Here is a 19,245-nt window from a genome sequence, read left to right on the forward strand (position 1 = left end):
ACTTGGCAAAGGTAAGAAAATGACAAAAATAACAAAGCCAAATGAAGTTAAACGAGACTGGATCGTTGTTGATGCAGCTGGTAAACGTTTTGGTAGATTGCTAACTGAGGTAGCAACTATACTTCGTGGCAAAAACAAACCATGCTTCACGCCAAACGTAGATTGTGGCGACTATGTTATCATCATAAATGCTTCAAAAGTAGAATTTACTGGTAATAACAAGGCTGAAGACAAACTTTATCACAGACACTCAGGATATTTTGGTAGCGTAAAGAGTGAAAAATTTGGCGATTTGATAGCAAATAAGCCAGAAAAACTATTTAAATTAGCTGTTCGTGGAATGCTTCCAAAAACTAAACTTGGAAGAGAGATGATAAAAAAACTAAAAGTTTATGCTGGCAGTGAGCATCCTCATACGGCACAAATAGCTAAAAAAGAAGGAAAATAATTATGGCAAAAGTTTATGCAACTGGTAAAAGAAAAACTGCCGTAGCAAAGGTTTGGATAAAAGCTGGAAGCGGTAAAATCGTAGTAAATGGTATGGATCTTAATACTTGGCTTGGTGGACATGAAGCTATAAAGCTTAAAGTAATTCAGCCACTTCTAGTTACTAAACAAGAGAGTTTAATAGATGTAGTAGCTACAACTTTAGGTGGTGGTTATTCAGCACAAGCAGAGGCTTTGAGACACGGTATTTCACGTGCTTTAGCTGACATGGATGCTGATTTTAGAGCAGCGCTTAAACCAAAAGGCTTGCTAACTAGAGATTCTCGTGTTGTTGAACGTAAGAAATTTGGTAGAAGAAAGGCTAGAAGAAGCCCACAATTCTCTAAACGTTAATGAATTTTTGCAATTGCTTTTGCATTTGCAAAATTTAAGTTGTGTAAATTTCAAATTTACATTGTTAATTAAATTATGATTTAGAGTCGGTTAAATTTTATTCAGTTAAAATGTAACCACTTTAAAATAAATCCTAAGAAAGGAATTCTAAATATGAAAAAGATTGCTTTAGCTATGGTTGCCGCAACAGCGGTTTTTGCGTCTAACGCAGCATACAATTATGAAGTTACTCCAACTATTGGTGGTGTTCACCCAGAGGGAAATTTACGTGTAAAAGACCATAACTTCGTTGGTGTTAGAGCTGCTAGAAATCTTGAAGATTTTTTCTTTGATCAAGTAGAGCTTGGTGTTGATTACACTCAAAAAGCAAAAGAAAAAACAGGTAGCTTAACAAGAGAAGGAAGAGTCCTTAGATATCATGCAAATCTTGTAAAAGATATAGTTGATTTTGGACCAGTTAGTCTATATGGTTTAGTTGGTGCTGGTTATGAAGATGTTCCAGCTATTTTTGTTAAAAATGAAGATGGCGGTTTTGGCCAATATGGTTTTGGCTTAAGATATCAAGTAACTGATAGATTTGCTCTTAAAGCAGAAGCAAGAGACGCTATCAAATTTGAACATGCTGATCATAACCTATTCTATTCACTAGGCTTTGGTATCGGTCTTGACTCAAAAGCAGCTCCAGTTGTGGCAGCAGCTCCAGTTGCAGCAGTAACTCCAGCAGCAACTCCAGTTCTTGATGATGATAATGATGGCGTGCCAAATGATATAGATCAATGCCCTAACACTCCAGCTGGCGTAGTCGTTGATGAAAGAGGATGTGAAAAAGTTATCGTTCTTAGAGATCTAGATGTTAACTTTGCATTTGATAGCTATAAAGTCGGACCAAAATATGCAGCTGAGATCAAAAAAGTAGCTGACTTTATGGGCGAACACCCAGATTATAAAGTTGTACTTGCTGGTCACACTGATAGCGTAGGTGCAGAAGCTTATAACCAAAAACTATCTGAAAAAAGAGCAAAAGCAGTAGCTGATGTTCTTGCTGGCTATGGCGTAAGTGAGGATAAAATTTCAACAGTTGGTTACGGTGAGCTTAAACCAATTGCCACAAATAAAACTAAAGAAGGCCGCGCTCAAAATAGACGCGTTGAAGCTACTTTCAATAAATAATCTTATTATTTAAAGTTACTTCTTTTAGGGGCTTAGCTTCGGCTAGGCCCTTTTTTATTTCTACGGAGAAAATGATGAAAAAAACCATACTTTTTGATTTGGACGGTACACTTATTGACTCGACTTCTGCTATTTTGAAAGGATTTGATAGAGCTTTTTTATCTCATGGCAAAAAAGAGCCAGACCATAATGTATTAAAGTCTTTGGTTGGTCATCCGCTTGAAATAATGTTTGAAAGACTTGGTGCAAGCAAAAATTTAATTGATAGCTATATAAAAGAGTATAAAGCTTGCTACGAAAAAAATTATCTTGATGAGACGGTACTTTTAGATTATGCAAATGAAGCATTGAAGGAGGCAAATAGCTTTGCTGACGTGGGTATAGTTACTACTAAAACTTCAAAATTTTCTATTATCTTGCTTGAGCATTTAGGAGTTATGAAATATATAAAAACTGTTATTGGAAGAGACGATGTTACTAATCCAAAACCAAATCCAGAGCCTATAAATTTGGCTTTAGATAGACTTAATAAAGATAAAAATAATGCATTTATGGTAGGTGATACCATTATGGATCTAATGGCTGCACAAGCCGCTTTTGTTACAGGCGTAGGTCTAACTTGTGGATATGGTCAAAAGAGTGATTTGGAGAAATTTAGTAAACATATTTTCTCAAACCCATTTGAAGCCGTTAGCTTTATAAAAGAGGTTTAATAATCTAATATTCCTAAACTGCTTATATTTTAAATTAAATTCAACATAACGTTTAGCTTACTTGGCTATAAAATTTACTCCAAAAATTTATTACCTTTGTTTGCTACAAAATCTTTTTAAAAATATTTATTATGAATTTTTAACATCTAAATTACTTAAATTGATTTTCTTAAAAGCCTACTTTCATATTAAATCTATTTTATTTAAAATATGAAAATTTATCTAAAATTAGCTAATTTTAGGAGATCATAGATTTAAGACCCTAGCCACTTTTAGAGCGCTCGCAAATGCAAAATGCAAGTTGTATCCACCAAGCATACCAGTGATATCTAAAACTTCACCTATAAAGTAAAGCCCTTTTACGCTTTTGCACTCTAAATTTTCATCTAAAAAATTAGTTTTTACGCCACCTTTTGTAACTTCAGCCCTTTCAAAGCCAAATGTCCCAGCTGGGGCAAATTCATAAGCAAAAAGCCTTTTTATGATTTGTCTCTCTTCATCGCTAAATTCATAAAAGGCTCTATCTTTTAAGCTAAAATTTTTTAAGAACTCTAGCACAAATCTCTTTGGTAAGGGCAAAACCGAGCTAAGCTGCTTTTTACCATTTACTAAATTTTTCTCACTAAATTTGGGCAAAAAATTTATACAAATTCGACCCTTTTGCCAAAATAACGAGGCATTTAGTATTGCTGGTCCGCTTATGCCCCTATGCGTAAAAAGCAGATTGTCACTAAATTTATGGCTTTCATTTTTGCTATTTATTTCCACCTCGGCGTTTAGGCTAACGCCACTAAGTTCTTTAAACCAAAACTCATCTTTTTGTACGCTAAATCCAACAAGTGCAGGCAAAAGAGTTGATGTTTCAATGCCAAAATCATTTGTTATTTTATAACCAATGTCGCTTGCGCCAAGGGCTTTATAACTTAGTCCGCCACTTGCGATGACTAAATTTCTAGCTCTAAATTTCTCATCTTTTGTCAAAATTTCAAAAATTTCATCTACTTTTTTAGCACCAAGAACTTCTTCGTTGTAAAAAATATCCGCTTTCTGTCTTTTCAAAAGCACGTTTAAAACGCTCTTTGCGCCACTATCGCAGAAAAATTGATTTTTCTTTTGCTCACTAAATTTAAGCTCGCTAAAAAATTTTAAAACTTGATCTGGAGTCAATACTTTTAAAATTTGCTCTATAAATTTTTGCTCGCCAAGGTAGTTTTTAGCGCTTATGAAGCGGTTTGTGATGTTGCATCTGCCTCCACCGCTTGCTAGGATCTTTTTGCCAGCGCTGCTATTTTTCTCTAAGATAGCAACTTTTTTATCCTTTAAATTTGCCCCTAAAAATAGTCCGCTAGCACCAGCGCCAATGATGATGACGTCATAGATCAAAACTTCAAGCTCTCTTTTAAAGCAGCCTCGCTTGTAAGGCGAGAGTCAAATTTGATCACTTGATTTTTCTCGTTTTTGTAATAATCGACTACACCTTTTTGGCTATTTAGTAATTCTAAATTTAAGCTAACTTCAGGACTTAGATAGATGTTCTTAAAAATTCTTGGATCGCTTAGGCTAAAGAGCAAAACAAGCCATATCACGCAAAGTACCACGCAGATGATGGCTAGTGCTTTAAAACCAAAGGCATGCAATATATACCCACCAAATGCACCTCCAACAAAGCTTCCTAGATAGCCAAATGAATTAAATACACCAAGGGCTGAGCCTTTTTGTGAGGATTTTACAAATTTTGTTGCGGTTGATTGCATGATGGGCTCGTGAAGGTTAAATCCTATAAAAAATATAGCAACTCCCAAAACGAAGATAAAAAGTGTAAAGCTAATGGCAAAAATAGTGTAGGTTAGGGCAAAAAGTAGCGTACCAGCTATCAAGATGACCTTGCTAAGCCCCTTGCCATCGCCAAGGGCACCAGCTAGCCCCATAGCCAAAAAGCCAAGTACGGCACCAAGTGTATAGACCTTGTAAAGCTCGCTGCTTTCGTAACCATACTCTTTTACTAAAACGATAGGGATTACCAAAAATGCGATGCTTGCTAGCATCTTTTGCATAAAAGAGGTGAAATTTATGATCATGTAGTCTTTTTGCAAAAACAGCTTACCAAATGGCACTTTTTCACTTTTAGCGCTCACTTTTATCTCTTTTGGCACAACGGTATAAAGAAGTACAATGCAAAGCAGGCTAAGAGCGGCACTTAGATAAAAGAGACTTGAAAGTCCGTAGTCTCTAGCAAGAAGCGGTCCAAGTACCATAGAAAGTGTGAAACTAAGCCCTATAAAAGCGCCCATTATCGCCATGGCTTTTGAGCGTTTTTCTTCTGTTATATAGTCACTTATCATCGCAGTTGCAACTGCTCCGATAGCACCTACGCCTTGTAAAAATCTACCAAATAGCATGGTAAAAATATCGCTTGTAAGTGCACAAATTATTGAGCCGATGATAAAAACCAAAAGTCCGATTGTTAATGTTTTTTTGCGTCCTATCCTATCCGAGAGCGCTCCAAAAGGCACTTGAAATATCATCTGTGAGATCGCATAGACGCCTACTATTAGCCCTACTAAAAACTCGTTTGCTCCGCGTAAATTTAAGGCATAAAGGCTAAGCACTGGCAAAACTATAAAAAGACCTAAAAATCTGCTTGCTATGATAAAAGATAGTGGTAAAACGCTTTTTAACATAAAATTTTCCTTATTTTTAAAAGGACTAAGTTTATCATTTTAACACTAATTTAAATTTAAAAATTTAATCTACTTTTTTGTAAAATATGCCCAAAAATCAAGGAGCTCTTGCAATGAAGATTGTGCTTGCGACATCAAATTTAGACAAAGTAAAAGAGATAAAAGAGTTTTTAAAAGGCTATGAAATTTACGCCTTAAGCGAGGTTGTAAAGCCATTTGAGATCGTTGAAGATGGCAACACTTTTCAGCAAAATGCACTCATAAAGTCAAAAGCTGTCTTTGCAAAGCTTAAAGAGCAGGGGCTTGATAATGAGCTTATCGCTCTTAGCGATGATAGTGGCATTAGTGTGGATGCACTTGGTGGCGAGCCCGGGATCTACTCTGCGCGCTATTTTGACCTTGATGAAAATGGCAAGGTATGCGGCAAGAACGCAAATGACGCAAACAACAGAGCAAAGCTAATTAGTAAGCTAAAGGCGCTAAATTTAAAGAGCTCACCAGCTCATTACACCGCCTGTATCGCTATTAGCTCGAAATTTGGCGACTACACAACTCATGGCTTTATGTATGGCAAAGCGATAGATGAGGAGCGTGGTACAAATGGCTTTGGCTACGACGCGCTCTTTATCCCAGATGGCTTTACTAAAACGCTTGGCGAGCTAGATAATGAGACGAAGCTTAAAATTTCTCACCGTTCAAAAGGCCTGGAGCTTGCAAATTTTGTACTAAAGAGCCTAAAAATACATTATAAAATAGATCAAGGTTTATGTTTAAATTTTATATAATTAATTTATAAAATGTTGGTATTTTAAAATTAAGTTGTATACTTTTTAGTTTATTGTAAATTGCTTTTGGATAGAGTGATATAAATAAAAAATTGGAGATACAAAATGAATGTGGTTGAAGATAAAGAAGAATTAAAAATAGCAGAATTTAATGATGAGCAAGATTCTGAATATGGATCGTACGAAGTATATTATAATCTAACAAGTTATGGGATTGATTTTCCAGTAGATGGTCTTATAAATAGATACGATAGGGGGAAAGTATATTTGCCTAGCTTTCAAAGAAATTATGTTTGGAAAAAGAAACAAGCCTCTAAATTTATAGAATCATTATTGTTGGGACTACCTGTTCCTGGTATTTTTCTTTATAAAGATAAAGATGAGAAGTTGCTCATAATAGATGGTTATCAACGAATAGAATCTATATCTAGATATTTTAGAAATTCATTTGATAATCGTGATTTTAGATTAGATGGTATTAATCAAGATTTTAATGGAAAAAAGTATGAAAATCTTAGAGAAAATGAAAAGGACAAAATAGCTACATCAATAATACATGCTACTATTATTAAAGCAGATAATCCAGAGGACAAAAATTATCATGCTATCTATGCAATTTTTGAAAGACTTAATACGGGTGGTGTAAAATTAAGCCCACAAGAGGTTAGAAATTGTGTTTCGGATGGTGTATTAAGACAGGAAATAACAAAGCTTGCCAATCTAGATGTGGTTAAAAAATTTATTTCAATTGATAATACAAGAAAGAAAGATGAAGAAATAATTTTAAGACTATTGGCATTATCATTCGATGAATATACTGGAAATATGAAACAGTTTTTAAATGATTTTATGTTTAAAAATAAAGATTTAGATGAGGATAATGTAAAAAAAGGCGTTGATGACTTTTTGAACATGGTAGAATTTTTAAATAAGATAAATTCTGATGAATATTTTAGAAGAAATGATCAATTAAGTATTGCTATTTTGGATTCTTTATGGGTTGGAATTTATAAAAATTATGATTTTTTACAAAATAAATCAATCAATCAAATAAAAGAAAAAATTAACCAATTAATGCAAGACTCGATGTATAAAGAAGCTATAAAGACTGGCACAACACATAATGTTAAAAGTGTTAAAGATAGAATAGAAAAATCAATAGAATTTTTAAGAAATGTGCAGTAGTTTTGACAAATTTAATAAAACTATTAATGATTTAAACAATCAAATAGATCTGCTTTTAAAAGATGATATAGATACAGATATTATAGATCATCTAACAAAGCACTTAATTTTATTAATGGCTGGATATGTTGAGAAAAATGTTAAAAATATAGTTGAAGATTGTCTGAAAGAAAAAAAGATACCAAAAGAATTTAAAAATTTTATACTTGAGAGTTTACCTGATAGTCAAAATTTAAATCCAGATAAGTTAAAAAAATTTTTAAATAAATTTGATAGTAACTGGGAGCAGCAGATTACGCAAGATCAATCTAGTGCATTAGGTAGCATTATAAGAGCAAGAAACGAAATAGCTCACTGTAAAGATATTGATGTTTCAAAAGAAAACTATCTAAAGCATTTTGATCAGGTAAAGAAAATGTTGGACAAAGTCAAGCAAGAGCTTTTTGATAAAATTTAAAAATAGATTCAATATACTTTAGAACTTACATTTTGTAAAACAGATATAAAGATGCTTAGAGTTTGCCGAGATGCTAGCAAGCTCTATAAAAGAGGGTACGCTAACGATAAAGCCCTAATTAAGCTCCTTTAGTCCTTTGTTGGCTCGCTCTAAAAGATCCCGTGCGCGAGGATTTTGCTCTTTTCCATTTAAAATTTCAAGCACTTTTTTGTAGTTTTGGGTAGCTTCGTCCTTTTGATTAAGCTTTGCTAGGTCGTTAGCAAGCTCTACTAAAAGCTCTGATCGCACAAGCTCGTTGCCACTTAACTCCGGCGTGATATCAAGTAAATTTAGCGCTAAAAGGTGGTTTTCGTGGGCTTTGTCAAAGTCGTTTTTTAGGTAGTAGGCGCTAGCGATGCCTTTTATACAGATGAGTTCGTCGTTCATTGGGGCATTTGGCGCGTTGTCATAAATTTTTAGAGCTTCTTGAAAATTAGCAAGTGCTTCGTCGTATCTGCCTAGCACCTTTTGTGCCGCACCTAGGCTATGATAAGAGCGAGCTAGTAGCAGCTTGTCGCTAACGTTTGCCGCAAGCTCTAGGGCTCTTTGTGAGAGCTCTAACGCCTTTTGTGGCTCTTTATTTACCATGCAAATGCTAGCGCTATTTATGAGCGAAGTGATCGCCTGCTCGGTGTTGCCCTCTTTTAAGCAGACATCAGTCGCTTGCTCGGCTAAATTTATGGCTCTCTCCAAATTTCTATCGCTTTTATAAAACTCCCTCACACTCTCTTGTATTAGCTCGTCACAGCTACTTGCAAAGAGGCAAATAGGCGCTAAAAATGGCAAAATTTTCTTCATCTTTTTACCTTTAAAATTTCGCGCTATTGTAGCGATTAAAAGCAAATTTTGTTCAGTATTGCCTCATAAATCATTATTATTTCTTGGCAAATAAACTTGTGACATTATTTTTATGTCTTCTTCTGGATTTTCGATTTGAGTATCAATTATCTGCCTCATTAGCGCCATGCAAAATTTCATACCCATCTCTTCTGCGATTATATCTTTTAGATAAATATTTGTTATTTCATTGTATTCACTGGGAAATTTAACAGAAAAATAAGTCATTTTTTTCTTTTTTACTTCCCATATTCTATATTTGACCTCTGATTTATCATCAATTTTATATTCTTTTGCCTTGATTAGAAATTTATTTATTTGCCCAGCCTTATCCCAAGTGGCAAGACTTTTATTTATATATACTTCATCCCATGTGTCAAAAATAGGAAAGTGCAATAAGAGTTTTCTAATAAAACTAAATAGATCATCGGCAATCAATCCTTCAAAAAAAGGTCGTCCTCCTTTTTTCATCCACTTTAAATATTCTTTAATTGGTTCATAATTAGAAATCTCTTTAAATACTGAAAATGCTTCTCTGAGTCTATAAAATCTAAAGCATGGCTCTTGAGTTTTAAAATTTTCATTAGAAATTTCATCATATAAAAAATAGAATCTATTATAAAAAAGAGTTAATGCTTCTACCTCTTTTTTATTCGGTCTTTGCTTGCAATTTTCAATCATCGGTATCTCTTTTTGTGTCCTCTTGCCAGGCGCTAATCCATCCAAGTTTTTTAAATCGGTTGCTATATTTTCCTAGATTTAAATATGTTGATTATACCCAAAACAGCTAACTTAATAATGTATCGTTGTACGCTTTAGAATAAATTTAGGCACTCAAATTTTAGCGACAAAATTAAACCTAAAAAATTTAAGCTTATTTATTATACAACCCATCTCAAACTAAAAAATAGAATCTGAGAGAAAATTCATCGTGCGTTGTCAGGAGGTAAATTTAATTTTCTGCCGCCGGCAATCGATATGCTACTTATCTGTGTTAGTGTTATCTGCTTTTTGTCTTTCTTGTTAGACTTTGTGCTGGCCATAGCCAACTTTATAATTAATAGCACCCCGTCTCTTAAAATTCATCTTAAATTTGCTAAAATCACTAAAATTTAAAGGAGCTTAAATGTCAAATATCTTAATCATAGGCGCGGGCGGCGTAAGTCAAGTCGCGACCGTAAAATGCGCGATGAACGCGGACGTTTTTAGCAAGATCACGCTTGCTAGCCGCACTAAAAGCAAGTGCGACGCGATCGCTAAATTTATAAAAGACCGCCTAGGCGTGCAAATTGACACCGCCCAGATCGACGCGGACGATACCGATGCCATGGTCGCGCTCATCAAAAAAACGGGTGCCGATTTGCTTTTAAATGTGGCGCTGCCGTATCAAGACCTAACCCTCATGGACGCGTGCTCTCGCGCCGGCATCCCGTACATCGACACGGCAAACTACGAGCACCCCGACACCGCTAAATTTGAGTATAAGCTGCAGTGGGCGAAGGACGGCGAGTTTAAAGCCGCAAACACGATGGCGCTGCTAGGAAGCGGCTTTGATCCGGGCGTGACGAACGTATTTTGCGCCTACGCACAGCAAAATCTCTTTGACGAGATCCACGAGATCGACATCCTAGACTGCAACGCGGGCGATCACGGATATGCGTTTGCGACGAATTTTAATCCAGAGATAAATTTACGCGAAGTGAGCGCAAAGGGTCGCTACTGGGAGCGCGGCGAGTGGAAAGAGACCGAGCCGATGGAAATAATGTTCAAATGGGACTACCCGAAAGTAGGCGTCAAAGATAGCTACCTGCTCTATCACGAGGAGCTAGAAAGCCTTGTTAAAAACATCAAAGGGCTAAAGCGAATCCGCTTTTTTATGACGTTCGGACAGAGCTATCTAACTCACATGAAGTGTCTAGAAAACGTCGGCATGCTACGTATCGACGAGGTCGAGCACAACGGCGTAAAAATAGTTCCGATACAGTTTCTAAAGACCTTGCTACCAGATCCTGCAAGCCTAGGCCCTCGCACGAAGGGTAAAACCAACATCGGCTGCGTGATACGTGGCTTAAAAAACGGCAAAGAGCGTCAAGTCTATATCTACAACGTCTGCGACCACGAGGCTTGCTATGCCGAAACGGGCGCACAGGCTGTGAGCTACACGACGGGCGTGCCTGCGATGATCGGCTCGATGATGGTGGCAAAAGGCATCTGGAGCGGAAAAGGCGTCTTTAATATGGAAAATTTCGACGCCAAGCCTTTCATGGATGAGCTCAATAAGCAGGGCTTGCCGTGGGAGATAATCGAAATGAAACCCGGCGAGAGGTATGAAGTAAAGTAAGAAATATTCTAACAAGATGGTAAAATTCTTTACCATCTTTTATTTTCTATTAAATATGCAGTCTTCAAGCTCTTTATAAACCAAAGTGTCTGGTAAAATAAAATTTGATAAATTTTCTTTGAAGATTTCAATATTAATAGGCGTCGTTATGCCACAACACTTTTTAATTTCTCCACCCTTATCCTTCACATTGTTATTTACTACATCTGTCACTACAGCATCATACCTACTCTCATCAAATTGGCACCCCTTTTTGTCGCAATAAGCCTTTAAAATCTCTTTATCAAATAAATAATTTTCTATTTCCCATCTTTTCATAACTCTAAAGCTATTTTCTTGACCATCAAGGTATTCTTGCCTATCAAATTCACTCACATTGCCGCCTGAAGCTATATCCCTATCTTTAAATACCCAAATTTCCAAGTCCTTAAATACTTTTCCAAGTATGGCTATCGCTATTCTACTTCTATAGTCTAGCTCAGTATTTCCACCACTTGATACAAATAAAGTATCTGGATATTTTTTATTGAAAATATTATTTAATACCTTTGCATCCAATCCTTTTTCATAGCTATCTTTTAATTCTGCTCTCCCTTCGCAATAAATTATTCTTTTAGGTGCAATTAAGCCTGTTAAATCGTCTAAGGCAGTTTCAAAAATTTCTTTCCATTCATTATAGTTTTTATCAATGGGTTTTAGTTCTATTTTATCGGATAGATTAATGTTTTTATGAAATTTAATGATTTGACTATCGCCTATAAAGTCCGTTTGTAAGGCCCTTAAAAAACCTATACTGTGCGTTGTTATCCAAATTTGACCTTCATTATCTATTAGATTGTTTATCTCTTTCATAAGATTTCTTTGTATACATGTATTTATATGAAGCTCCGGCTCGTCTATTAAATAAATAGAGCCTTTATATTTTTCTTTTCTCAAAAATAAATCTAAAAGTATATCAACTACTTCTTTTTCGCCAGAAGATAAACTATTGAAAGAAAATTTTACATCAGAATCAGGCTTTTTGAAAAATAAAGTGCCATTGCCACCTTCAACTTCTCCCATACTAACTATTTCTAAATCTAAACAGTTTTTAATTGAATTATTTAGTTGGTCTATAACATGTTTTCTAGCTTCAGACGGTTTTAAATCATTGTTATCTCTATATGAATTAAAATATGCAAGCAGTCCCCTATAGTTTTCTTCTATTTTTTCATCAATGCTAACGGAATAGCTAGCACCATATCTATTTTCCTCTATTGGGCTGACTGCTCTAATTTCTTTAATATTTAAATCATTATTGTATCTATATGGGCTTCTAAACGAAAATAGACTATTTAGACTATTTTTATATTTTTCTATATTACACAGTTCATCCTTTCTATAAACAATACCACCTACAACAAAATCTATATCAATTAGTTCATAGAAATTTTTATTATTTGATCTAAAAAAATAATTCTTAACACTACCGGATGGATCTGTTCCTATACGTGCACCAAAAGATGGGCCTAATGCAATAAAAGCGTCCAATACACTACTTTTACCACAACCATTTGGGCCGACAATAGCAACGATTTTCTTTGGGCTATCTCCTAAATCAATAGTTAAATCCTTAAAACGTTTAAATTCTTGTATACGCACTTTAGATACCTTCATTGTTAAACCTTATTATTTTTAATTACACTTCTCAAATTTCTGCTTTAAATTTTAAAAACTTCGTGCTTGGATAGCTCGTATTTGTCGTATATCACGGCGTTATCATCGCCGCTAGGCTACATGAGACCATATGCTAGCTCGCCTTTTTTTAAATTTTATGTTTGAAACACTAATTTTGCGCTTGGCGTCTATCTCGCGAATGCTGATTTGCTTGATATCTTTAAAGTAAAATTTCGCATTCTTGCCGCTTTTTATATGAAAAATCCGTCATCTTCGATTTTTTGGTATCATGGAATAAGAAACTAGGATAAAGAAATAATTTCGGCACAAGCTAACTTACTGGCGCCGAAATTGAAAGTTATTTTATCACTGCTTCAAAGCCAACATCTACATCTGGATAGCTCTTTCCACCGTGGAATGGTTTAGCGGCAGCAGCAAATTTATCAAAGCTCTCATTTAGCTTCAAATCATTTACAAGATCAACCGAAAATTTTGCTACTAGCTTGCCATTTTGTACTTCATATTTTGTTTTAAAAATTTTTGAATTGCCATTTATGCTAAGCTCAACATCCATTTCTCCAGCCTTATCGTCGCCATTTACTGCTACGATCTTGCCATCTACTGCCTTGCCATCGAAAATAATGCCAATCCTTTTATCGCGGTCAGGTAGCTTTGTGTCAATATCTTTTGGCTCTAGCTTAAATTCAAAGCTCTTTAAAAAATCAGCAAAATTTGCATTTTCTTGACTTTTAAAATTTATCGTTTTAAAAGTGCCTAGTACGGCTGTCTTATTTGCTAGCTTATAGCCAGTAAATGTTACCTTTGGTTCACCTTCTACGCTAAATGCAAGAGCTGAAACTGCAAAAAATGAAGCTGCTAAAGCAACAGAAGTAAGTTTGTTCATAAAGAATCCTTTTTATAAAATTGATAATAAATATCGCAAATTATATATCCACTTACTTCAAAAAAGACTTAAAAACTCTTTTTAATTAATGAATAAATTTTTAATATCTTTTTACTCTGGATCATCGCTAAAATCGTTATCCCTAAAGATCACATAAAAATTTATGAGCCAAAAAACAAAAGCAATTGCTATGAGTGTTGCTGGTAAATGAATGTAAAAGCCACTCCAAAAATAAGCCAAAATTCCTCTACTAACGCCAGCTAAAAGAACTAAAATAAAAGCAATTTTACTAAGGCGTAAAAACTCAAGCTCTTGTCCGCTGTGACGAAGTCCTGCGACATTAAATATAAGCATCACGCTAAAAATTACCGTATTTATCGCTATTAGATGCATAAAATTTGTCTCAAGATGGAGTTCAAAAATGCCGCTAAAGCCGATACCTAAAAACCCAATCGCTAAAAATAGTTGCATAAAATAGTATAAAAGCACAAAACTATGCCTAAAAAGCTCTTTATAGTGCCATTCTTTAAGCTTTGCAAGTACCGCACTTCCACAAGCTATCGCAGCATAATAGACACCCATGCTTGCTTCAAAAAATATATTTAAAAGCAAAAAAGCACAAACGCAGCAGATAGCGATATTTTTATAGATAAAATTTGGCACAAAAACAGCTTCATCCATGCCTTTTTCTCTTTTTAGTGCTTCTTTCCCAAGTACGACACTAACGCGGTAAGAGATGAGTAAAATAGCGATTACGTGGATAAAGACTTGTAAATTTAGAAATTTTTCATTGCCACTTATTAAATAATAAATTTCAAAGCCTAAAATGCCAAACAAAAAGCCAAGTACGCCAAATTGATCATCGTTTTTATCCTGCCAGATCATATAAAGGCAAAGCAAAACCAAGTAAAGCCAAAAAAGAGCGATAAAGCAGTGTGCTAAAAATAGGCTAAAAAATGCCAAGATAAAGCTTGTAAAAAAGAGTGAAAATAATATATAGGCGTGTATTTTTAGAGATGCTTGAAAATTTGTCCAATCAGTTAGTCCAGTTAGCAAAAATCCAGCATAAGCAAGCGCTAAAAAAAGTTGCAAAAATATAAATTTATGCAAACTCACAAAATCAGTTGGAGTAAAAAAGACACTAGCACCAAGCACCGCACAGGCGGCACTCATTAAGAAAAATATTCTCATAGGATGAGTAAAAAAGTTATTAATCATAATAAATTTGCCCTTTGAAATTTTCATCTATCATCTTGCTAATAAACGTAAAATCGCGCTCTTTGAAATCTTTGTCTATTTCAAGTTCTCTTTGTATGACTGCGCCTTTACTTGATAGGAAATAAATTCTATTTGACATCTTCACAGCTTCCATTCTATCGTGCGTGACGAGAACTACGCTCATACCTTCGCTTACTCTTTGGCCAATAATCTCAATTAAAATTTCTTTCATATCATAATCAAGCCCAGAAAAAGGCTCATCCATCAAAAGTAGATCAGGCTTTGTCACGACTGCTCTTACGAAAGCTACCCTTTGTCTCATGCCGCCGCTTAGCTCACTTGGGTATTTTAAAGTATCCTTTTGACTTAGTCCAACCTTTTTAAAAAGCTCTAAAACAGCGTTAATGTCCGGTTTATCCATAACTAAAAGCACATTTTCAAGAGCATTTTTCCATGTTAGTAGGCGATTTTCTTGAAAAAAATATGTAGTCTTTTTAAAGCTATTAAAAATTTTTCCTTTTCTAGGCTCATTTAGTCCGCTAATAAGCCTAAGTATCGTTGTCTTGCCACATCCTGATGGTCCAAAAAGCGTCACCACTTCGCCACTTTTTACATTTAGGCTAAAATTTCTTACGACCTTATCTCTTAAAATTTCATACTCTACATTTTTAAGCTCAAGCATCATCTTCTCCAAGGCATCAGAGCTATTTTTAAGGGCTCGATGATGAGGTATTCAAAAAGCATGATAAGAGTGATGCTTAAAAGAACATACGCCATTACCTCGGTTGTTTCAAGCATCGCCCTTGCATTTGCTATCTTTGCTCCCATGCCGTTATTTGCGCCCAGTAGCTCAGCCATTATGACTATCTTTACGCCCATTGCGACAGCTACGCTAATAGAGCTTATTATGTAGCTCGTAAGATGCGGGATGTAAAGGTGTCTTATCTTTTTTAAAATTCCTAGATTATAAGCGTCAAACATCTCTTTTAGCTCCTCGTCTACACTGCTCATAGCAACTGCTGAGCTTGCAAAAGTAAGCGGTAAAACGGTTATAAAGATAGTAAAAACGGTGCTAAAATTTCCAAATCCAAACCAAAAAATAGCAAGTACTATCCAAATAATCGGTGGCATTGACAAAAGCAAGGTGATAACAGGCTTTAAAAACGCTGCAAAACTTTTAAAGCTACCTGCTATTAGTCCTAAAAATATACCAAAAAATGTTGCCGAGCAAACTCCGATCAGTGATCTACAAAGTGTTATGTTTATCTCGCTGTTTTTATAATCTTTTAAAATTTCACAGGCTTTTAAAAATACATCTTTTGGTGGTGGAAGTAGGAGTGGGGAGCTAAACTCGCTTCCCACTTGCCAAATGGCTAAGATCAAAAAAACTACGGCAAATCCGCTAAATCCGCCCCAAAAATAGTCAATTATTTTTAAAAAGCTTGAGCGATCTTTTTTGATGCCATCAATTAGTATCATAAAAATAGACCTTTATCTGGCATCTTGCCGCCTAGAAATTTTGGATTAAACTGATAAATTTCTTCAAAAAATGCCATGATCTCATTTTGTAGTTCATTTGCTTTTGTTACTGTTAGATTTGCCTTGTCAAATGCATTTGCAAGTGCTACTTCTGGAGCTGGCAAGTAGTTTGAGCCTATCTTTGCTGCACTTTGTTTGTTCTCAAGTATCCATGAAAGTGCATTTTTAAGGTCACTATGAAGCGTGTCAAATAGACTTAAGTTTTTCTCGTAAAAGCCTCTTTCTACGATAATGCCAGCCATTGGGATTATCGGTTTTGTACCAAAGCTCTCGCCCCAAATTTTTGGAAAATCAACTGAATAATGCACGCTAACGCCTGCTTTTTTACCGCGCAAAATAGTCGCTTCGCCAAGAGGTTGCGGAACTATTAAAATATCAAAATCTTTTTGTAAAAATAAAAGCAGAGCCTCAGGTGGCGTTGCTGTATAAGTGATATCTATCTTGCTAACGTCTATACCTCGCTTCTTGCAAAGTGCCCTTAGGACAAGATCAGGCATATCACCTCGAAATGGCATGACTAGCTTTTTGCCTACAAAATCTTCTAAATTTTTAATCTTTTCATCCTTAACCATAGCGTTCATTACGCCAAGAGTCAGTAAATTTAACATAGCAAAATCAAGCCCTTGATTTCTTAAATTTGCAGCTACGTTTGATGGTGACATCGTAACCTTAATGTCTCCGCTAGCTACGCCCGCACGAAGCTGATCTGGTGTTTTCCAGATATTTAGGCTTACATCATAAGTTTTATTTAACTCCCCTTGCAGCGCAGCAACTGCCATTATGACGCTTGGGATTGCTGGGGCACCCCACATATTAAAGCTCTCTTTTGCAAATAAATTTGGTGCAAATGCGCTAACGCCTAAAGCTGTGCTAAGTCCTAAAAATTTTCTTCTATCTAACATCTTTTTCTCCTTTAAAAACTGCTGTGAAAGCTAATGAAAAATGTCCTGCCAGGGGCATGAACGACTACCGGATCAAGTGCTGCTACGTGATCACCACTGATAAATTCTGCATAATCTTTATCAAATAAATTTGCTACGCCAAATCTTATGCCAACTTTGTTTTTAAACTCTATGCCACCATAAAGATCAAGCAAACCAAATCCTTTTGCGGCCTCTTTTTTATCGATACCTAGACCATTTTGCTTGCTAAAATCGCCTCTAGTTTGCTTTGAAACTAGCCTTAGTGCGGTGCCAAGATTATAGCTGCCAAAGCTTGCATAGTCTTTGTAGTCAAATGCAAAATTTGCTTCAAAAGGCCTTATTTGATAAAGCGGCCTACCATCGGTTTTGTTTTGTCCGTAGTTGTAGTAAAGTGAGCTTTTTAAGCCAAAGTGCCTTGCAAAGCTATACTCTGTATTGAAATTTACACTATAAAGCGTTGCATCAACGTTTCTTGAGATGACGGCATTTTTGTTTATTAGAGGCATGGCAGCTTTTGAGTGACGTCTATCAAAAATAATCAAATTTTTAACTCTATCAGCTATGAAATGCCCACTAAACCCAAATGCATCTTTGTTTTGCAAAGAGTTTAGGTATTCTTTGTAAAACTGACTACCAAATTTAAAGCCAAGAACCGCTCTGTTGTGTCTTTCTGGCTCTAAATTCGGATTTGCTATCCAGCCAGAATCATTTTGTCCGTAAAGCGCATTGAAACGCTCCATGTTGCTTGGCAAGCGAGATAAACTCTCAAGTTTTGCAAAGTAGCTATCCTTGTCGTTTGGTGTAAATTTATATTTTAGGCTTGCGCTAAAAGCGTCTTTTTTGATCTTATCGCTTACATCCTCACCATAAATTTGACGAAGTAGTCCGCGAGTCGTGCTAATGGCTGAATTTGGTGCAAAATATTTAGTATCAAGTCCGTTAAGCTTGCTTTTTTGATCTTCATATTTTAAGGCAAGAGAGGCTTCGTTTGAATCATTAAATTTATAAGCAAGTGTATCAAAGAGCATAAATTTATCATTTCTGACATCAGCAAATCTGTATCCGTTAAAGACCCAGTTGTTGCCTTGCTTTATGTATCTTTTGCCGTCATGTTTATCTTTTTCAAAGCCAGCGCCTATCTGATTGTGAAAGCTTGCAAAGTCAGCGTCATATTTTAAATTTGCCTCAAATATATTTCTCTTTAAATCCACTTTTACATTTGGAGTAGCATCTCTTAGATGAAAATTATCAGCTTTTCGCTCAACCTTTTTTAGGATAAATTCAAAATTTAGCGTATTTGAAAGATCTTCTTCGCCTAATCTAATATTTAGCTTGCCAACTTTTCTTGTCGTTTTAAAGGCATCCATCACGTGCTCTGGCTGCTTGTCTTTATCGATATTATCCCTTAAAAACGTAAGTCTAAGCTCGCTAAGATCATTTGGCACGAAGCCTAAGATAGCGCTTTGACCTTGCCTATTGTAGCCATAGTCCCATCTTTTGCCACTTCCATCTTTATAATTATTTGCTTTGGTGAAATTTGCATTTAAAATGGTGTAAAAATTTGCGCCACGATATTTAAAAAGCGATGAATTGTAAAAACTTTTGCCATACATTCCAGTTGAGATATGAAATATATCAGTTGAGTTATCAAGTAAATTTGTAACAAATGGATATTCGCCTCTTTGAGTGCGGTCAAATTGATTTTCGACAAAGGCACTTTGCGCAACATTTGGCGTGATGACTGGTGGCGGAGCAAATTCTCTAATAGGCTTTATAATGTCTAAATTTGCTTCATTTGCTAGAAGCAGTGATGAAAAAACTGCTAGGCTTAAAATGGGCCTCATGTAAACTCCTTTTAAAGATATAATTATGATTTCTTTTATCAGAATTGTAGTAGTAAAACCCTTTATAAAAGTTGATGTAAGTCATCTTTTAAATTTTTAATCCATAATTGCGA

19 protein-coding genes are annotated in these 19,245 nt (G+C 35.4%); 8 read left to right on the plus strand and 11 right to left on the minus strand.

Going from position 1 to position 19,245, the window contains the following annotated elements:
• Positions 1-19 precede the first annotated feature (19 nt).
• The 4 genes from rplM to CVS93_RS01055 all read left to right on the plus strand — a co-directional run bounded on the left by rplM (position 20) and on the right by CVS93_RS01055 (position 2,723).
• Complete coding sequence (gene rplM, locus CVS93_RS01040; RefSeq protein WP_002939292.1) at positions 20-448, plus strand: 50S ribosomal protein L13; 429 nt, start codon at positions 20-22, stop codon at positions 446-448.
• Between the two features lie 2 nt (positions 449-450).
• The gene (gene rpsI, locus CVS93_RS01045) at positions 451-840 is read left to right on the plus strand and encodes a 30S ribosomal protein S9 (RefSeq protein ID WP_021084780.1); all 390 of its coding nucleotides are present in this window, start codon (positions 451-453) and stop codon (positions 838-840) included.
• Positions 841-993: 153 nt separating this feature from the next.
• The gene (locus CVS93_RS01050; protein WP_107686226.1) at positions 994-2,010 is read left to right on the plus strand and encodes an OmpA family protein; all 1,017 of its coding nucleotides are present in this window, start codon (positions 994-996) and stop codon (positions 2,008-2,010) included.
• Positions 2,011-2,084: 74 nt separating this feature from the next.
• Complete coding sequence (locus tag CVS93_RS01055; RefSeq protein ID WP_107686227.1) at positions 2,085-2,723, plus strand: HAD family hydrolase; 639 nt, start codon at positions 2,085-2,087, stop codon at positions 2,721-2,723.
• 246 nt (positions 2,724-2,969) lie between these two features.
• Here the strand turns inward: CVS93_RS01055 and CVS93_RS01060 are convergent, their stop codons facing one another.
• Both CVS93_RS01060 and CVS93_RS01065 read right to left on the minus strand, forming a co-directional pair.
• Positions 2,970-4,106 (minus strand): NAD(P)/FAD-dependent oxidoreductase, encoded by a 1,137-nt coding sequence (locus tag CVS93_RS01060; RefSeq protein WP_107686228.1) that lies wholly within the window; start codon positions 4,104-4,106, stop codon positions 2,970-2,972.
• On the minus strand, positions 4,103-5,404 hold the full coding sequence (locus CVS93_RS01065) for an MFS transporter (RefSeq protein WP_107686229.1): 1,302 nt from the start codon (positions 5,402-5,404) through the stop codon (positions 4,103-4,105). The genes CVS93_RS01060 and CVS93_RS01065 overlap by 4 nt, the downstream gene beginning before the upstream one ends.
• Before the next feature lie 113 nt (positions 5,405-5,517).
• Here CVS93_RS01065 and CVS93_RS01070 point away from each other — a divergent pair, with 113 nt between their 5' ends.
• The 3 genes from CVS93_RS01070 to CVS93_RS01080 all read left to right on the plus strand — a co-directional run bounded on the left by CVS93_RS01070 (position 5,518) and on the right by CVS93_RS01080 (position 7,831).
• Positions 5,518-6,189, plus strand: a complete 672-nt coding sequence (locus tag CVS93_RS01070) for a non-canonical purine NTP pyrophosphatase (RefSeq protein ID WP_107686230.1) — start codon at positions 5,518-5,520, stop codon at positions 6,187-6,189.
• A gap of 105 nt (positions 6,190-6,294) precedes the next feature.
• A complete protein-coding gene (locus tag CVS93_RS01075; protein ID WP_107686231.1) occupies positions 6,295-7,374 on the plus strand; it encodes a DUF262 domain-containing protein in 1,080 nt (359 codons plus the stop codon).
• Positions 7,364-7,831, plus strand: coding sequence for a HEPN domain-containing protein (locus CVS93_RS01080; RefSeq protein ID WP_107686232.1), 468 nt, complete (start codon positions 7,364-7,366; stop codon positions 7,829-7,831). Before CVS93_RS01075 ends, CVS93_RS01080 begins: the two co-directional genes overlap by 11 nt.
• A 114-nt stretch (positions 7,832-7,945) precedes the next feature.
• Here the strand turns inward: CVS93_RS01080 and CVS93_RS01085 are convergent, their stop codons facing one another.
• Both CVS93_RS01085 and CVS93_RS01090 read right to left on the minus strand, forming a co-directional pair.
• Complete coding sequence (locus CVS93_RS01085) at positions 7,946-8,668, minus strand: tetratricopeptide repeat protein (protein WP_107686233.1); 723 nt, start codon at positions 8,666-8,668, stop codon at positions 7,946-7,948.
• 63 nt (positions 8,669-8,731) lie between these two features.
• Positions 8,732-9,388: a hypothetical protein gene (locus CVS93_RS01090; RefSeq protein ID WP_107686337.1), complete on the minus strand. Its 657-nt coding sequence runs from the start codon at positions 9,386-9,388 to the stop codon at positions 8,732-8,734.
• 445 nt (positions 9,389-9,833) lie between these two features.
• Between CVS93_RS01090 and CVS93_RS01095 the strand changes: the two genes are divergently transcribed.
• Positions 9,834-11,048: a saccharopine dehydrogenase family protein gene (locus CVS93_RS01095; RefSeq protein ID WP_107686234.1), complete on the plus strand. Its 1,215-nt coding sequence runs from the start codon at positions 9,834-9,836 to the stop codon at positions 11,046-11,048.
• Between the two features lie 39 nt (positions 11,049-11,087).
• Here the strand turns inward: CVS93_RS01095 and CVS93_RS01100 are convergent, their stop codons facing one another.
• From CVS93_RS01100 to CVS93_RS01135, 7 genes are all read right to left on the minus strand, one after another.
• On the minus strand, positions 11,088-12,704 hold the full coding sequence (locus CVS93_RS01100) for an AAA family ATPase (RefSeq protein ID WP_107686235.1): 1,617 nt from the start codon (positions 12,702-12,704) through the stop codon (positions 11,088-11,090).
• Positions 12,705-13,062: 358 nt separating this feature from the next.
• Entirely contained in the window at positions 13,063-13,608 is a 546-nt protein-coding gene (locus CVS93_RS01110; RefSeq protein ID WP_107686236.1) for a hypothetical protein, read from the minus strand.
• 111 nt (positions 13,609-13,719) lie between these two features.
• Entirely contained in the window at positions 13,720-14,826 is a 1,107-nt protein-coding gene (locus CVS93_RS01115; RefSeq protein WP_107686338.1) for an NnrS family protein, read from the minus strand.
• The gene (locus CVS93_RS01120) at positions 14,819-15,508 is read right to left on the minus strand and encodes an ABC transporter ATP-binding protein (protein ID WP_107686237.1); all 690 of its coding nucleotides are present in this window, start codon (positions 15,506-15,508) and stop codon (positions 14,819-14,821) included. The genes CVS93_RS01115 and CVS93_RS01120 overlap by 8 nt, the downstream gene beginning before the upstream one ends.
• On the minus strand, positions 15,508-16,305 hold the full coding sequence (locus CVS93_RS01125; protein WP_054196111.1) for an ABC transporter permease: 798 nt from the start codon (positions 16,303-16,305) through the stop codon (positions 15,508-15,510). The genes CVS93_RS01120 and CVS93_RS01125 overlap by 1 nt, the downstream gene beginning before the upstream one ends.
• Positions 16,302-17,267: an ABC transporter substrate-binding protein gene (locus tag CVS93_RS01130; RefSeq protein WP_107686238.1), complete on the minus strand. Its 966-nt coding sequence runs from the start codon at positions 17,265-17,267 to the stop codon at positions 16,302-16,304. Before CVS93_RS01130 ends, CVS93_RS01125 begins: the two co-directional genes overlap by 4 nt.
• An 11-nt stretch (positions 17,268-17,278) precedes the next feature.
• Positions 17,279-19,132 (minus strand): TonB-dependent receptor domain-containing protein, encoded by a 1,854-nt coding sequence (locus CVS93_RS01135; RefSeq protein ID WP_107686239.1) that lies wholly within the window; start codon positions 19,130-19,132, stop codon positions 17,279-17,281.
• Between the last annotated feature and the right edge of the window lie 113 nt (positions 19,133-19,245).

The sequence above is a fragment of the Campylobacter concisus genome, from assembly GCF_003048535.1.
In the GTDB taxonomy this organism is placed as follows: domain Bacteria; phylum Campylobacterota; class Campylobacteria; order Campylobacterales; family Campylobacteraceae; genus Campylobacter_A; species Campylobacter_A concisus_S.

What these genes read in the sequence shown, in the direction of transcription:
- rplM (WP_002939292.1), top strand. Translation starts at nt 20, where the DNA reads ATGACAAAAATAACAAAGCCAAATGAAGTTAAACGAGACTGGATCGTT.
- rpsI (WP_021084780.1), top strand. Translation starts at nt 451, where the DNA reads ATGGCAAAAGTTTATGCAACTGGTAAAAGAAAAACTGCCGTAGCAAAG.
- CVS93_RS01050 (WP_107686226.1), top strand. Translation starts at nt 994, where the DNA reads ATGAAAAAGATTGCTTTAGCTATGGTTGCCGCAACAGCGGTTTTTGCG.
- CVS93_RS01055 (WP_107686227.1), top strand. Translation starts at nt 2,085, where the DNA reads ATGAAAAAAACCATACTTTTTGATTTGGACGGTACACTTATTGACTCG.
- CVS93_RS01065 (WP_107686229.1), bottom strand. Translation starts at nt 5,404, where the DNA reads ATGTTAAAAAGCGTTTTACCACTATCTTTTATCATAGCAAGCAGATTT.
- CVS93_RS01070 (WP_107686230.1), top strand. Translation starts at nt 5,518, where the DNA reads ATGAAGATTGTGCTTGCGACATCAAATTTAGACAAAGTAAAAGAGATA.
- CVS93_RS01075 (WP_107686231.1), top strand. Translation starts at nt 6,295, where the DNA reads ATGAATGTGGTTGAAGATAAAGAAGAATTAAAAATAGCAGAATTTAAT.
- CVS93_RS01080 (WP_107686232.1), top strand. Translation starts at nt 7,364, where the DNA reads ATGTGCAGTAGTTTTGACAAATTTAATAAAACTATTAATGATTTAAAC.
- CVS93_RS01085 (WP_107686233.1), bottom strand. Translation starts at nt 8,668, where the DNA reads ATGAAGAAAATTTTGCCATTTTTAGCGCCTATTTGCCTCTTTGCAAGT.
- CVS93_RS01090 (WP_107686337.1), bottom strand. Translation starts at nt 9,388, where the DNA reads ATGATTGAAAATTGCAAGCAAAGACCGAATAAAAAAGAGGTAGAAGCA.
- CVS93_RS01095 (WP_107686234.1), top strand. Translation starts at nt 9,834, where the DNA reads ATGTCAAATATCTTAATCATAGGCGCGGGCGGCGTAAGTCAAGTCGCG.
- CVS93_RS01100 (WP_107686235.1), bottom strand. Translation starts at nt 12,704, where the DNA reads ATGAAGGTATCTAAAGTGCGTATACAAGAATTTAAACGTTTTAAGGAT.
- CVS93_RS01110 (WP_107686236.1), bottom strand. Translation starts at nt 13,608, where the DNA reads ATGAACAAACTTACTTCTGTTGCTTTAGCAGCTTCATTTTTTGCAGTT.
- CVS93_RS01115 (WP_107686338.1), bottom strand. Translation starts at nt 14,826, where the DNA reads ATGATTAATAACTTTTTTACTCATCCTATGAGAATATTTTTCTTAATG.
- CVS93_RS01120 (WP_107686237.1), bottom strand. Translation starts at nt 15,508, where the DNA reads ATGCTTGAGCTTAAAAATGTAGAGTATGAAATTTTAAGAGATAAGGTC.
- CVS93_RS01125 (WP_054196111.1), bottom strand. Translation starts at nt 16,305, where the DNA reads ATGATACTAATTGATGGCATCAAAAAAGATCGCTCAAGCTTTTTAAAA.
- CVS93_RS01130 (WP_107686238.1), bottom strand. Translation starts at nt 17,267, where the DNA reads ATGTTAGATAGAAGAAAATTTTTAGGACTTAGCACAGCTTTAGGCGTT.
- CVS93_RS01135 (WP_107686239.1), bottom strand. Translation starts at nt 19,132, where the DNA reads ATGAGGCCCATTTTAAGCCTAGCAGTTTTTTCATCACTGCTTCTAGCA.